The organism is Corynebacterium sp. 335C, assembly GCF_053525695.1.
This window is the reverse complement of record NZ_JASTTB010000001.1, coordinates 176,436-190,336: the sequence shown is the minus strand read 5'-3', so window position 1 is coordinate 190,336 and position 13,901 is coordinate 176,436. Positions and strand designations below refer to the sequence as shown.

Here is a 13,901-nt window from a genome sequence, read left to right as displayed (position 1 = left end):
CGGCGGCGCGATCCGCCCCGCGGGCCGAGGACACCGGCGCCCCGCCATCCCCGGGCGCCGCACGGAGGAGGACCCCATGACCGCCATCACCTGCCTCGGCGGAGGACACGGGCTGTTCGCGACGCTGCGCGCGGCCCGCACGCTGACCGACTCGGTCACCGCCGTCGTCACCGTCGCCGACGACGGCGGCAGCTCCGGCCGCATCCGCCGCGAGCTCGGGCAGATCCCGCCCGGGGACCTGCGCATGGCGCTGTCCGCCCTGGCCGCCGACGACGAGCGGGGCCGGATGTGGGAGACCGTCGTCCAGCACCGCTTCGGCGGCACCGGCGCGCTCGCCGGCCACGCCGTCGGCAACCTGCTGCTGGCCGGCCTGACGTCGGTGCTGGGCGACGAGGTCGCCGCGCTCGACGAGGTCGCCCGGCTCCTCGGCGTCCGCGGCCGCGTCCTGCCCATGTCCACCATCCCGCTGGACATCGAGGCCGAGGTGGTGGGGCTGGAGGACGACGCGCGCGTCGTCAGGCCCGTCCGCGGCCAGGTCGCGGTGGCGACCACCCCGGGCCAGGTGCGCCGCATCCGCCTCATCCCCGACAACCCGGCGGCGACGCCGCAGGCGGTCGACGCCATCCGCGACGCCGACCTGGTGACGCTCGGCCCGGGGTCCTGGTTCACGTCCGTGCTGCCGCACCTGCAGGTGCCGGATCTCGTGGAGGCGCTGCGGGAGACGGAGGCGACGCGCGTCATCGTCCTCAACCTCGTCGCGGAGCCGGGGGAGACCGCCGGGTTCTCCGCCGAGCGACACATCCACATGCTGGCGCAGCACGCCCCGGGCCTGGAGGCCGACGCCGTCATCGTCGACGAGCGCACCGTCGCCGGCGCCAGCGAGCTGCGCTTCCTGCAGCGGGCCGCCGCCGGCCTCGGCGCGGAGATCGTCGCCGCCGACGTGCAGGAGATCGACGGCGACGGCCGCTGGACCGGCCGGCACCAGCCGCGGAAGCTGGCCGCGGCGCTGCGCGGCCGGCTGGACCGCTAGACTCTCCGGGACCGTCAAGCAGAAGCGCGGGCGGCCCGTTGCGCGGCCGCCCCGAGGGAGGAAGGTGCGCCGGTGGCGCTGACGTCGAACGTCAAGGACGAGCTCGCCCGGGTCGCGGTGTCGCAGGACGACGTCCGCAAGTCCGAGGTGGCGTCGCTGCTCCGCTTCGCCGGCGGCCTCCACGTCGTCGCGGGCCGCATCGTGCTGGAGGCCGAGGTCGCCTCCGGCGCCGTCGCCCGACGCCTCATCGGCTTCGTCCACGACCTGCAGGGCGTCGACGCCGAGCTGCTGGCGCTGGGCCCCGGCGGCCTGCGCCGCTCCACCCGCTACGTCGTGCGCATCACCGACGGGGCGGAGGAGCTCGCCCGCTCCACCGGCCTCATCGACCGCGCCGGCCGTCCCGTCCGCGGCCTGCCGCCGCGCATCATCGGCGGCACCGTGCTGGACGCCGAGGCGGCGTGGCGCGGCGCGTTCCTCGTCCACGGCACCCTCACGGAGCCCGGCCGCTCCTCGGCGCTCGAGGTCGCGTGCCCGGCCCCCGAGGCGGCGCTCGCCCTCGTCGGCTGCGCCCGGCGCCTGGGCCTGTCCGCGAAGACGCGGGAGACGAAGACCGGCGAGCGCGTCGTCCTGCGCGACGCGGAGGCCATCGGCGCGCTGCTGACCCGCATGGGCGCCCAGAAGACCCGCCTGGAGTGGGAGGAGCAGCGCATGCGGCGGGAGGTGCGCAACAACGCCAACCGCCTCGCCAACTTCGACGACGCGAACCTGCGCCGCTCCGCCCGCGCCGCCGTCATCGCCGCCGCCCGCATCGAGCGCGCGATGGAGATCCTCGGCGACGAGGCCCCCGATCACCTGGTCGCCGCCGGCCGCCTGCGCGTGGAGAACAAACACGCCACCCTCGACGAGATCGGCCGCCTGGCCAATCCGCCGATGACGAAGGACGCCATCGCCGGGCGCATCCGCCGCCTGACGACGATGGCGGACAAGCGAGCCCGCGAACTCGGCATTCCGGACACCACCGCGGCGGTGCCGGACGACCTGCCCGACGAGGCGTAGGGCGCCCCCGGGGATCGGTTCCCCGGGGCCCGCGCGGGCTGCGGCGCGGGGGAGGAGGGGCGCGGCGCGCCCGCCCCCGGGCCCCCTGCGAAACGGCCCCGGCGCACGTACACTCGTGGTGACCCCGGCGGCCCCGCCAGGACCGCCGGCACGGGTTTGCAATCGATCCCTTTAAGGAGAACCACAGTGACCGTTCGTGTAGGCATCAACGGATTCGGCCGCATCGGCCGCAACTTCTTCCGCGCCGTGCTGGCCAACAACTCGGACCTGGAGATCGTCGCGGTCAACGACCTGACCGACAACAAGACCCTGAGCCACCTGCTCAAGTACGACTCCCTCCTGGGCCGCCTCGACGCCGAGGTCACCTACGACGACGAGTCCATCACCGTGGGCGGCAAGAAGATCATCGTCTGGGCCGAGCGCGACCCGAAGAACCTCCCGTGGGGCGAGCACGACGTCGACGTCGTCGTCGAGTCCACCGGCTTCTTCACCGACGCGGAGGCCGCCAAGGCCCACATCGAGGGCGGCGCCAAGAAGGTCATCATCTCCGCCCCGGCGAAGAACGAGGACGCCACCTTCGTCGTCGGCGTGAACCACACCGACTACGACCCGGAGAAGCACCACATCATCTCCAACGCGTCCTGCACCACCAACTGCCTGGCGCCGATGGCCAAGGTCCTGGACGAGAAGTTCGGCATCGCCAAGGGCCTCATGACCACCATCCACGCCTACACCGGCGACCAGCGCCTGCACGACGCCCCGCACAAGGACCTGCGCCGCGCCCGCGCCGCCGCCCTGAACATCGTCCCGACCTCCACCGGCGCCGCCAAGGCCGTCTCCCTGGTCCTGCCGCAGCTGAAGGGCCTGCTGGACGGCTACGCCCTGCGCGTCCCGGTGCCGACCGGCTCCGTGACCGACCTGACCTTCGAGGCGAAGAACGAGGTCTCCGTCGAGGCCGTCAACGCCGCCATGAAGGAGGCCGCCGAGGGTGACCTGAAGGGCGTCCTGTACTACACCGAGGACCCGATCGTCTCCAAGGACATCGAGACCGATCCGCACTCCTCCATCTTCGACTCCGGCCTGACCAAGGTCATCGGCAACCAGGTCAAGGTCGTCTCCTGGTACGACAACGAGTGGGGCTACTCCAACCGCCTCGTCGACCTGACCGAGTACGTGGGCGAGCGCCTCTAGGCGCCCCACCCGCACCCCTCGACCCCGGGCCGGGGCGCGCGCCCACGGCGCGTGCCCCGGCCCGGCGGCATTCTCACCGGGAAACACCCCAAGGAAGGAACCCCCGACCATGACCGTGAAGACCCTGCAGGACCTGCTCGACGAGGGCGTCGAGGGCCGCTACGTCCTCGTCCGCTCCGACCTCAACGTCCCGCTGAAGGACGGCGCCATCACCGACTTCGGCCGCGTCGACGCCTCCGTCCCGACGCTGCGCAAGCTCTCCGAGGCCGGCGCGAAGGTCGTCGTCACCGCCCACCTGGGCCGCCCGAAGGGCGAGGCGAAGCCGGAGCTGTCCCTCGCCCCGGTCGCCGAGGCGCTGTCCGAGCGCCTGGACCGCTACGTCGCCCTCGCCGGCGACGTGTCCGGCGAGGACGCCCACGAGCGCGCCAACGGCCTGACCGACGGCGACGTGCTGCTGGTGGAGAACGTCCGCTACGACGCCCGCGAGACCTCCAAGGACGAGACGGAGCGCGAGGCGTTCGCCGCCGAGCTGGCCGACCTGGTCCCGGAGGGCGCGTTCGTCTCCGACGGCTTCGGCGTCGTCCACCGCGCCCAGGCGTCCGTCTACGACGTCGCGAAGAAGCTGCCGGCCTACGCCGGCGACCTGGTCCGCGCCGAGCTCGAGGTGCTGCGCACCGTCGCCGAGGACCCGGAGAAGCCCTACGCCGTGGTGCTGGGCGGCTCCAAGGTCTCCGACAAGCTGGGCGTCATCGAGGCGCTGGCCCCGAAGGTCGACAACCTCATCATCGGCGGCGGCATGTGCTTCACCTTCCTCGCCGCCAAGGGCCTGTCCGTCGGGTCCTCCCTGCTGCAGGAGGAGATGGTGGACACCTGCAAGGAGCTGCTGGAGAAGTACGGCGAGCAGATCGTGCTGCCGACCGACGTCGTCGTCGCCTCCGAGTTCGCCGCCGACGCCGACCGCAAGACGGTCGACGCCACCGAGATCCCCGACGGCTGGATGGGCCTGGACGTCGGCCCGGAGTCCGCGATGGCGTTCGCCTCCGTGCTGGCCGAGGCCAAGACCGTGTTCTGGAACGGCCCGATGGGCGTGTTCGAGATGGAGGCGTTCGCCAACGGCACCCGCCTGGTCGCGCAGGCCATCATCGACTCGACGAAGGACGGCTGCTTCTCCGTCGTCGGCGGCGGCGACTCCGCCGCGGCGGTGCGCACCCTGGGCCTCGACGAGGACGGCTTCAGCCACATCTCCACCGGCGGCGGCGCGTCGCTCGAGTTCCTGGAGGGCAAGGAGCTGCCGGGCGTCGAGGTCCTCGAGTCCTAGCCCCGCGGCACCGGCCCCGCACGACGCACCACGCGCCGCGGCGGAGCCCCGGCGGGCCGGGCGCGATGCCCGGCCCGCCGACCCCCGTCCCACCGACACACCACGATCACCCGCCCGCGCCGACCGCGCGGGGGAAGGAGACGAAACGACCATGGCTCGCAAGCCCCTCATCGCCGGCAACTGGAAGATGAACCTCAACCACCTGGAGGCCATCGGCGTCGTCCAGAAGCTCGCCTTCGCCCTGCCGAAGGAGTACTACGACAAGGTCGACGTCGCGGTCATCCCGCCGTTCACCGACCTGCGCTCCGTGCAGACCCTCGTCGAGGGCGACAAGCTGGCCGTCACCTACGGCGCCCAGGACGTCTCCGTCCACGAGAAGGGCGCCTACACTGGCGAGATCTCCGGCCACATGCTGGCCAAGCTCGGCTGCCGCTGGGTTGTCGTCGGCCACTCCGAGCGCCGCGAGTACCACGGCGAGGACGACGCGCTGGTCGCCAAGAAGGCCAAGGCGGCGCTGAAGGAGGGCATGGCCCCCATCGTCTGCGTCGGCGAGCCGCTGGAGATCCGCGAGAAGGGCGAGCACGTCGACTACGTCGTCGAGCAGGTCAAGGGCTCCCTCGACGGCCTGACCGACAAGGACGTCGCCGCGTCCGTCATCGCCTACGAGCCGGTGTGGGCCATCGGCACCGGCAAGGTCGCGTCCTCCGCCGACGCGCAGGAGGTCTGTAAGGCCATCCGCGAGGCCGTCCGCGAGATCGCCGGCGACGTCGTCGCCGACGGCATGCGCATCCTCTACGGCGGCTCCATGAAGGTCGACAACGTCGCCGAGCTGGTCTCCCAGCCCGACGTCGACGGCGGCCTCGTCGGCGGCGCCTCCCTCGACGGCGAGGCGTTCGCCAAGCTGGCGGCCCTGGCCGCCGACTCCGCGGAGTAGACCCCGCCGGAGCGGGTGCCGTCGTCACGCGGCGCACCCGGCGGCGGCGACGCGAGGGACCGGCGTCCCCCGCGCATCGCCCCCGCGTCCCACACGCACGCGGCGCGCGGCGCCCGACCCGGTCCACGCCGGGCCCGGGCCCGCGCGCCGCGGCCGTGCCGGGCGTAGCATCCGGGCCATGAACGACCACCGCAGCATGCCCACGGCAGACGCCAGCGACGCGATCCTCCGGGAGGACATCCGCCACCTCGGCCGGATCCTCGGCGAGGTCATCGCCGAGCAGGAGGGCGGCGACGTCTTCGACCTGGTGGAGGAGGCCCGCCGCACGGCGTTCCGCCTCCACCGCGGCGAGGGCGACGTCACCGCGCTGGCGGACCTGTTCCACGACATCGACCCGGCCGACGCCAGCCCGATCATCCGCGCGTTCACCCACTTCGCGCTGCTGGCCAACGTCGCCGAGGACCTCCACGAGGAACGCCTGCTGGAGGCCGAGCTGGACGCCGGCGCCGAGCCCCGCGACTCCTCGCTGGCGGCGACGTGGCGCAAGCTCGACGACGCCTCCGTCGCCCCGGAGCAGGTCGCCGCGGTCTCCCGCCGCGCCCTGGTCTCCCCGGTGCTCACCGCCCACCCGACGGAGACCCGGCGCCGCACCGTCTTCGACGTCCAGAAGCACATCGCCACCGCCATGCGCGAGCGCCACCGCATCCAGGCGGAGCCGGAGACCGCCCGCACCGCCGGACGCCTGGCCGCGCTGGACCACGACATCCGCCGCCGCATCACGACGCTGTGGCAGACGGCGCTCATCCGCATGAACCGCCCGGACATCCGGGACGAGGTCGAGGTCGGCCTGCGCTACTACCAGCTGTCCCTGCTGGAGACGATCCCGCAGCTGAACCGCGAGGTGCGCCGCCGGCTCGTGGAACGCGGCGGCGACGCGGACATGGCGCCGACGCTGCGCATGGGCTCCTGGATCGGCGGCGACCACGACGGCAACCCCTTCGTCGACGCCGACACCGTGCGCTACGCGACCGACCGGGCGGCCGCGACGGTGCTGCGCCACTACGTCGCCCAGTGCCACGCCCTGGAGCGCGAGCTAAGCCTGTCGGACCGGCTGTCCAACGTCTCCGTCGACCTCATCGCCCTGGCGGGCCGGGGACGCAACGACGTCCCGTCGCGCGTCGACGAGCCCTACCGCCGCGCGATGCACGGCGTCCGCGGCCGCGTCGCCGCCACGGCCATCCACCGCCTCGGCTCCGGCGTCGTCGAGGGCGACTGGTCGGACCACGAGCCGTACGCGGACGCGGGGGAGATGCTCGCGGACCTCGCGGTCGTGGAGGGCTCGCTGCGCCGCAACCACGACGACATCCTCGCCGACCACCGCCTGGCGGACCTGCAGGAGACGGTCCGCACCTTCGGCTTCCACCTGCACTCCCTGGACCTGCGCCAGAACTCCGACGTGCACGAGGACGTGCTGACGGAGCTGTTCCGCCTCGCCGGCGTCGCCCCGGACTACTCCCGCCTGCCGGAGGACAAGCGCGTGGAGATCCTCGTCCGCGAGCTGTCGTCGGCCCGCCCGCTCGTGCCCGCCGGGGCGCGGCTGTCGGAGGTCGCCGAGCGGGAGCTCGGCATCGTCCGCGCCGCCGCCGCGGCCTGCGCCGCCTACGGCCCGGAGGTCGTGCCGCACTCCATCATCTCCATGTGCTCCTCGGTGTCCGACCTGCTGGAGCCGATGATCCTGCTGAAGGAGGCGGGGCTCATCACCGTCGGCGAGGACGGCCCGGCCGGCACCGTCGACGTCATCCCGCTGTTCGAGACCATCGAGGATCTCCGCGCCGGCGCCGGCATCCTGCGCGACGCCCTGGACGTCGACGTCTACCGCGCCTACCTGCGCAACCGGGGCGACGAGCAGGAGGTCATGCTCGGCTACTCCGACTCCAACAAGGACGGCGGCTACTTCGCCGCCAACTGGGCGCTCTACGACGCGGAGCTGCAGCTGACGGCCCTGTCGAGGGAGGCGGACGTCCACCTGCGCCTGTTCCACGGCCGCGGCGGCACCGTCGGCCGCGGCGGCGGCCCGTCCTACGAGGCGATCCTCGCCCAGCCGCACGGCGCGGTGCGCGGCTCCGTGCGCATCACGGAGCAGGGCGAGATCATCTCCGCGAAGTACGGCGCCCCCGCCTCGGCCCGCCGGAACCTGGAGGCGCTGCTGTCGGCGACCATCGAGTCGTCGCTGCTGCGCGTCGAGGACCTGGAGGATCACGAGCGCGCCCACGCCGTGATGCGCGAGATCGCCGACCTGTCGCGCGACGCCTACGCCTCGCTCATGCACGAGGACCCGGGCTTCATCGCCTTCTTCGAGGAGTCGACGCCGGTGGCGGAGATCGGCAACCTCAACATCGGCTCGCGGCCGACGTCGCGCAAGCAGACGACGTCCATCTCCGATCTCCGCGCCATCCCGTGGGTGCTGGCGTGGTCGCAGCAGCGGTCGATGGTGCCGGGCTGGTTCGGCGTCGGCACGGCGCTGCGCGACTGGATCGGCGGCGACGACGCCCGCCGCGAGGAGCTGCGGGAGCTCGTCCGCTCCTGGCCCTTCCTCGAGTCGGTGCTGTCGAACATGGCGCAGGTCATGTCGAAGGCCGACATGGACATCGCCGCCCAGTACGCCACGCTCGTCGCGGACCGGGAGGTCGCCGATCGCATCCAGGCCCACATCCGCGAGGAGTTCGCGCTGACCCGCGAGATGTTCCTCGAGGTCACGGGCCACGAGGGGCTGCTGGGCGACAACCCGCTGCTGGCCCGCTCCGTCGACATGCGCTTCCCGTACCTCATGCCGCTCAACGTCATCCAGCTGGAGATGCTGCGCCGCTACCGCGCCGGCGACCGCCGCGACAAGGTCCACCGCGGCATCCAGCTGACCATGAACGGCCTGGCCACCGCGCTGCGCAACTCCGGGTAGCGCGGATCGCCGTCGTCACGCGACGCACCCGCGGTGCGCGGGTGCGGTGATCGCGTGACGACGCGCCCCGCCGCGATCATCCGCCCGCCCGGGCCAGGCGACGTACCGCGGGGCCTCCGCGCCGCGCGGTTCGCCCCGGTGCCGCAACCGGGGCCGCGGGTGCGGTATCGTGGCGGGAGTCGACGGCGCCCCCGCGGGGGAGCCGCACCGGGGCGCGCCCCGGGACACCGCACCGGGGCCGCAGCCCCGGACGACCACCGACCGACGACGACGCCGTGGAGGAAACGCCGCGTGGAACTCGCTCTCCAGATCATCCTGGTCATCACGTCCCTGCTGATGGCCGTCTTCGTGCTGCTGCACAAGGGCAAGGGCGGCGGCCTGTCCAGCCTCTTCGGCGGCGGCATGCAGTCCAACCTGTCGGGTTCCACGGTGGTGGAGAAGAACCTCGACCGCATCACGATCATCACCGCCATCCTGTGGCTGGCGTGCATCGTGCTGCTCGGCCTGTTCCAGGCGTTCGGCTGGTGACGGCCGCGCGCCGGCCGCGGCCGGCGCATCGCCCGGGTCATGCGTGACGACGCGCACCGGGCGCGGAAAACGGGGACCCCGCATCGTGCGGGGTCCCCGTTTCGCGTGGGCGGAGGAGGGCCGGCCGGGCCGGGCCGGCGGTGACCGGCCTCCCGTGCCGGGGCGGACGTGCCGTGCCCCGGCGCCGCCGGGCTAGTCCAGCTTGGCGGCGGCCGCGTCGTCGACGAAGACGACGGTCTCGCGGCGGCCGCGGACGCCGGAGGCGGGCCACTCGGCCGGGTCGGCGCCGTCGGCGATGGCTCGCACGGCGTCGGCCTTCGCGTCGCCGGCGACCAGCAGCCAGATGCGGTCGGCCGTCCGCACCGCCGGCATGGTCAGGGTGATGCGGGTCGGCGGGGGCTTCGGGCAGTCGCGGACGGGGGCGACCAGGGCGTTCTCCTCGGCCAGGGCCGGGGAGTGGGGGAACAGCGAGTTGACGTGGCCCTCGCCGCCCATGCCCATGAGGTGGAGGTCGAACCCGTCGGGGGCCTGCTCCGCGACGATGGCGGCGTAGGCGCGGGCGACGCCGCCCGGGTCGTCGCCGAAGGGGCCGTCCGACGGCAGGATGCTGAACACGTGGGACTCCGGGATGCGGACCTTCGACAGCAGCGCGCGGTCGGCCTGGAGCTGGTTGCGCTCGGGGTCGTCGGCGGGCACGAAGCGCTCGTCGCCGTAGAACACGAGGACGCGCTCCCAGTCGACGTCGCCGGAGTCGGCGGCCAGCGCCTCCAGCAGGGCGATGCCGGCGCCGCCGCCGGTGATGACGACGCGGGCGACGTCGTCGTTGCCCTGCGCCTGCGCGACGACGTCGCAGAAGCGGGCGCGGGCGGCCTCGACGAGGGCTGCCTGGTCGGCGTGACGGGAGAACTCGGGGGTGCCGAAGAGATCGAACTCGGCCATGTGCGGGGCCTTTCTGGTCGGGATGGTCGGGGTGGGGCGGGCGCGGTTCAGTTGTGCCCCGGGGTCGATGCGCGGGGCGGACCGGCGGGCCCGGAGGCGGGGCACCGCTGCCGGGCCCGGACGCGACGGCGGCCCCGGCGGTGGTCGCCGGGGCCGCGGCCGGTTCCGGGTCCTCTAGTGGGACTCGCGGACGCGGCGGATGCGCGCCAGGCCGCGGAGGGCGCGGCCGTAGGCGACGTCCGGGTCGAGGTGGCGCAGTTCCTCCGTCAGGCAGTCGGCCGTGGGGCGGCGCGACAGCGCGACCTTGAACGGCGGGCGGCCGCCGATGCGGACGACGGCGGTCATGGAGCCGGTGACGCGCAGCTCCAGGTCGCCGGCCTCGCGCTCCAGCAGGACGCGGCTGACGGGCGCCTTCGGCTCGCCCTCGTGGTCCAGCGGGACGGTGGGGCCGTCCTCCATGACGCGGGTGACGGTGACGCCGAGGCGGTCGGCGAGCCAGCCGGCGGCGATGTCGACGGACGGGTCGTCGGCCGAGCCGGCGATCGTCGCGGCGGTGACGGCGCCGTGCGGCGGCTGGTCCATCGCGGAGGCCAGGACGCCGCGCCACGATGTCAGGCGGGACCAGCAGAGGTCGGTGTCGCCCGGGTTGTAGCCGGTGCGGCGGAGGTTCACCGCGTCGGCGTCGGGGTCGATGAGCGAGTCGGTGATGCGGCGCTGCGCGATCTGGCCGACGGCGGTGGCGGCCGGGACCTGCGGCGGCTTCGACGGCCACCACGCGACGATCGGGGTGTCGGGCAGCAGCAGCGGCGTGACGACGGCCGCGGGGTGCTCGCCGACCTCGCCGGAGACGTGCATGACGACGATCTCGGCCGCGCCGGCGTCGCCGCCGAAGTGCAGCTCCGCGTCGAGGCGGGACTCGCCGCGCGGGTCGCCGGAGATGAGCACCAGCACGCGGGCCGGGTGCTCGCGGGAGACCTCGTTGGCGATGCTGATGATGCGGGCCAGGTCGTCCTCGCGCTGGGCGAGCACGATGAGCGTCAGCACGCGGCCGGTGGTGGCGCCGCCGCCGTCCTCGCGGAGGGTGAGCAGCTCGCGGGCGATGTCGCGGGTGTCGGTGTCGGGGAGGTTCTTGATCATGTGCCTGTTCCTCGTCGTCCTCGTCGCCTACGGCCGCCGCCAGGCCCGGCCCTCGCGGGCGAGCATGCGGTCGGCGGATTCCGGGCCCCACGTGCCGGCCGGGTAGTCCTCGGGGCGGCCCTCGCGGGCCCAGTACTCGATGATGGGGTCGAGGATCCGCCAGGAGTGCTCGACCTCCTCGTTGGTGGGGAAGAGGCTCGCCTCGTCTAGCAGGGCGTCGAGGATGAGGCGCTCGTAGGCCTCCGGCGACTCCTCGGTGAAGGACTCCTGGTAGGCGAAGTCCATGTTGACGTCGCGGACCTCCATGGTGGAGCCCGGGACCTTGGAGCCGAAGCGCAGCAGGACGCCCTCGTCCGGCTGGACGCGGATGACCAGGGCGTTGGCGCCCAGCGCCGTCGTCATGTCGTCGGCGAACGGCAGGTGCGGCGCGGTCTTGAAGACCAGGGCGATCTCGGTGACGCGGCGGCCGAGGCGCTTGCCGGTGCGCAGGTAGAACGGCACGCCGGCCCAGCGGCGGGAGTTCACCTGGACGGTGCAGGCGGCGTAGGTCTCGGTGCGGGACTCGGGGTCGAAGCCCTCCTCCTCGCGCAGGCCGCGGACGAAGTGGGAGCCCTGCCAGCCGGCGGAGTACTGGCCGCGGGCGGTGGTCTTCGCCAGGGGCAGCACCGGCTCGGCGGCGCGGAGCACCTTGATCTTCTCCGCCTGCAGGTCCTCCGGGGTGAAGGCCGACGGCTCCTCCATGGCCACCAGCGCCAGGAGCTGGAGCAGGTGGTTCTGGATGACGTCGCGGGCGGCGCCGATGCCGTCATAGTAGCCGGCGCGGCCGCCGAGGCCGATGTCCTCCGCCATCGTGATCTGCACGTGGTCGACGTAGTGCGCGTTCCACTGCGGCTCGAACAGCTGGTTGGCGAAGCGCAGCGCCATGATGTTCTGGACGGTCTCCTTGCCCAGGTAGTGGTCGATGCGGAACACCGACGACTCCGGGAAGACGGAGTTGACCGTCTGGTTGAGCTCGCGGGCGGAGGCGAGGTCGTGGCCGAAGGGCTTCTCGATGATGACGCGGCGCCAGCTCTCCTCGCCCGGCGTCGCGAGGCCGGCGCGGTCGAGCTGGTTGCACACGGCGGCGAAGCCGCTCGGCGGGATGGACAGGTAGTACGCCCAGTTGCCGGCGGTGCCGCGGGACTCGTCGAGCTCCCGCAGCTTGGCCGCCAGGGCGTCGAAGCCCTCGTCGTCGTCGAAGGTGCCGGTGACGAAGTGGATGCCCTCGGCGAGGCGGTTCCACACGTGCTCGCGCCACTCGGTGCGGGCGCCGGCCTCGACGGCGGTGCGGACGTAGGACTCGAACTCCTCCTTCGACCACCCGCGGCGGCCGTAGCCGACCATCGCGAAGCTGGCGGGCAGCAGACCCCGGTTGGCGAGGTCGTAGATGGCCGGCAGCAGCTTCTTGCGGGCGAGGTCGCCGGTGACGCCGAAGATGACCATGCCGCCGGGTCCCGCGATCCGCGGGAGCCGCTTGTCGCGGGCGTCGCGGAGGGGGTTGGTCCAGCCTCCGGCGCCTTCGCGGGGCGCGGCGGGGTTCTGCAGCGTCGAGCGTCCGTTGTCCATGGGGCTCCTTGTCGTCGGTCGGTCCTAGCGCAGGCGCTCGAGCTTCTCGCCGATGGCGTCGAGCAGCTGCCGCCAGGAGTCGACGAACTTGTCGACGCCCTCCTTCTCCAGGACGGCGAAGACGTCGTCGAGGTCGATGCCGGCGTCCGCCAGGGAGGCCATCAGGGCCTCGGCGTCCGCGCCGGTCCCGGTCAGCGTATCGGAGATCGGGGCGTCCAGGGCCGCTTCGACCGTCGCGCGCAGGGTCTTCTCCGGCATGGTGTTGACGGTGTGCGGTCCGGCCAGCTCGGTCACGTAGAGGGTGGCCGGGTAGTCGGGGTTCTTCACGCCGGTGGAGGCCCACAGCGGGCGCTGGACGTGGGCGCCGGCCTCGGCCAGCGGGGCCCAGCGATCGTCGTCGGCGGCGAAGGCGCGCTCGAACTCGGCGTAGGCGAGCCGGGCGTTGGCGACGCCGGCCTTGCCGCGCAGCGCGAGGGCCTCGTCGGTGCCGATGCCCTCGAGGCGCTTGTCGATCTCGGTGTCGACGCGGGAGACGAAGAAGGACGCGACGGAGTGGATGCGGGACAGGTCGCGGCCGTTCTCCTTCGCCTTCTCGATGCCGGCGATGTAGGCCTCGACGACCTGGCGGTAGCGGGCGAGGGAGAAGATGAGGGTGACGTTGACGCTGATGCCGTCGGCGAGGACCTCGGTGATGGCGGGCAGCCCGGCGTCGGTGGCCGGGATCTTGATCATCGCGTTGTCCTTGCCGACGCGCTCCCACAGCTCGCGGGCCTGCGCGATGGTGGCGTCGTAGTCGTCGGCGTAGCGGGGGTCGACCTCGATGGAGACGCGGCCGTCGGCGCCGCCGGTGGAGGCGTGGATCGGCGCCAGCGCGTCGCAGGCGCGGCGGACGTCGTCGATGGCCATGGTGAAGACGGCGGGGGCGGCCTCGGCGCCCTCCTTCGCCAGCTCGGTGAGCTGGGCGTCGTAGGCGTCGCCGGCGGTCATGGCGGTGTGGAAGATGGCGGGGTTCGTCGTCACGCCGACGACGGCGAGCTCGTCGACGAGGGCATCCAGCTCGCCGCCGTCGAGGCGCTGGCGGGACAGGTCGTCGAGCCAGGCGGAGGTGCCGGCGGCGGCGAGGTCGGAGAGGTTCTGGTTGGTCACGTCGGTGGCCTTTCTGTCGGGTTCTTCGTTCGTGTCGTCGTGTGCTGTCGTGTCTGTCGCT

General features: G+C 73.2%; 11 protein-coding genes. 7 read left to right on the top strand and 4 right to left on the bottom strand.

The annotated features are described in order from the left end of the window. The first annotated feature begins 76 nt into the window (after positions 1–76). The 7 genes from QQS41_RS00795 to secG all read left to right on the top strand — a co-directional run bounded on the left by QQS41_RS00795 (position 77) and on the right by secG (position 9,013). Positions 77–1,030, top strand: a complete 954-nt coding sequence (locus QQS41_RS00795) for a gluconeogenesis factor YvcK family protein (RefSeq protein WP_448850810.1) — start codon at positions 77–79, stop codon at positions 1,028–1,030. Between the two features lie 72 nt (positions 1,031–1,102). Beyond that, positions 1,103–2,086, top strand: a complete 984-nt coding sequence (whiA, locus tag QQS41_RS00790; protein ID WP_448850809.1) for a DNA-binding protein WhiA — start codon at positions 1,103–1,105, stop codon at positions 2,084–2,086. A gap of 186 nt (positions 2,087–2,272) precedes the next feature. Next, the gene (gene gap, locus QQS41_RS00785) at positions 2,273–3,277 is read left to right on the top strand and encodes a type I glyceraldehyde-3-phosphate dehydrogenase (protein ID WP_448850808.1); all 1,005 of its coding nucleotides are present in this window, start codon (positions 2,273–2,275) and stop codon (positions 3,275–3,277) included. Positions 3,278–3,386: 109 nt separating this feature from the next. Further along, positions 3,387–4,595: a phosphoglycerate kinase gene (locus QQS41_RS00780; protein ID WP_448850807.1), complete on the top strand. Its 1,209-nt coding sequence runs from the start codon at positions 3,387–3,389 to the stop codon at positions 4,593–4,595. 151 nt (positions 4,596–4,746) lie between these two features. Further along, positions 4,747–5,529 (top strand): triose-phosphate isomerase, encoded by a 783-nt coding sequence (gene tpiA / locus QQS41_RS00775; RefSeq protein WP_448850806.1) that lies wholly within the window; start codon positions 4,747–4,749, stop codon positions 5,527–5,529. Between the two features lie 178 nt (positions 5,530–5,707). Beyond that, positions 5,708–8,485 (top strand): phosphoenolpyruvate carboxylase, encoded by a 2,778-nt coding sequence (gene ppc, locus QQS41_RS00770; RefSeq protein ID WP_448850805.1) that lies wholly within the window; start codon positions 5,708–5,710, stop codon positions 8,483–8,485. A 291-nt stretch (positions 8,486–8,776) separates the two neighbouring features. After that, the gene (secG, locus tag QQS41_RS00765; protein WP_448850804.1) at positions 8,777–9,013 is read left to right on the top strand and encodes a preprotein translocase subunit SecG; all 237 of its coding nucleotides are present in this window, start codon (positions 8,777–8,779) and stop codon (positions 9,011–9,013) included. Between the two features lie 192 nt (positions 9,014–9,205). Here secG and pgl read toward each other — a convergent pair whose 3' ends face one another. From pgl to tal, 4 genes are all read right to left on the bottom strand, one after another. Next, the gene (gene pgl, locus QQS41_RS00760; protein ID WP_448850803.1) at positions 9,206–9,952 is read right to left on the bottom strand and encodes a 6-phosphogluconolactonase; all 747 of its coding nucleotides are present in this window, start codon (positions 9,950–9,952) and stop codon (positions 9,206–9,208) included. Between the two features lie 174 nt (positions 9,953–10,126). Further along, positions 10,127–11,089, bottom strand: coding sequence for a glucose-6-phosphate dehydrogenase assembly protein OpcA (locus tag QQS41_RS00755; RefSeq protein ID WP_448850802.1), 963 nt, complete (start codon positions 11,087–11,089; stop codon positions 10,127–10,129). Positions 11,090–11,116: 27 nt separating this feature from the next. Then, entirely contained in the window at positions 11,117–12,694 is a 1,578-nt protein-coding gene (zwf, locus tag QQS41_RS00750) for a glucose-6-phosphate dehydrogenase (protein ID WP_448850801.1), read from the bottom strand. Positions 12,695–12,718: 24 nt separating this feature from the next. Further along, on the bottom strand, positions 12,719–13,840 hold the full coding sequence (tal, locus tag QQS41_RS00745; RefSeq protein WP_448850800.1) for a transaldolase: 1,122 nt from the start codon (positions 13,838–13,840) through the stop codon (positions 12,719–12,721). Between the last annotated feature and the right edge of the window lie 61 nt (positions 13,841–13,901).

Excerpts from the sequence above, each read along its gene's own strand:
- QQS41_RS00795 (WP_448850810.1), top strand. The coding sequence starts at position 77 with ATGACCGCCATCACCTGCCTCGGCGGAGGACACGGGCTGTTCGCGACG.
- QQS41_RS00780 (WP_448850807.1), top strand. The coding sequence starts at position 3,387 with ATGACCGTGAAGACCCTGCAGGACCTGCTCGACGAGGGCGTCGAGGGC.
- tpiA (WP_448850806.1), top strand. The coding sequence starts at position 4,747 with ATGGCTCGCAAGCCCCTCATCGCCGGCAACTGGAAGATGAACCTCAAC.
- ppc (WP_448850805.1), top strand. The coding sequence starts at position 5,708 with ATGAACGACCACCGCAGCATGCCCACGGCAGACGCCAGCGACGCGATC.
- pgl (WP_448850803.1), bottom strand. The coding sequence starts at position 9,952 with ATGGCCGAGTTCGATCTCTTCGGCACCCCCGAGTTCTCCCGTCACGCC.
- QQS41_RS00755 (WP_448850802.1), bottom strand. The coding sequence starts at position 11,089 with ATGATCAAGAACCTCCCCGACACCGACACCCGCGACATCGCCCGCGAG.
- zwf (WP_448850801.1), bottom strand. The coding sequence starts at position 12,694 with ATGGACAACGGACGCTCGACGCTGCAGAACCCCGCCGCGCCCCGCGAA.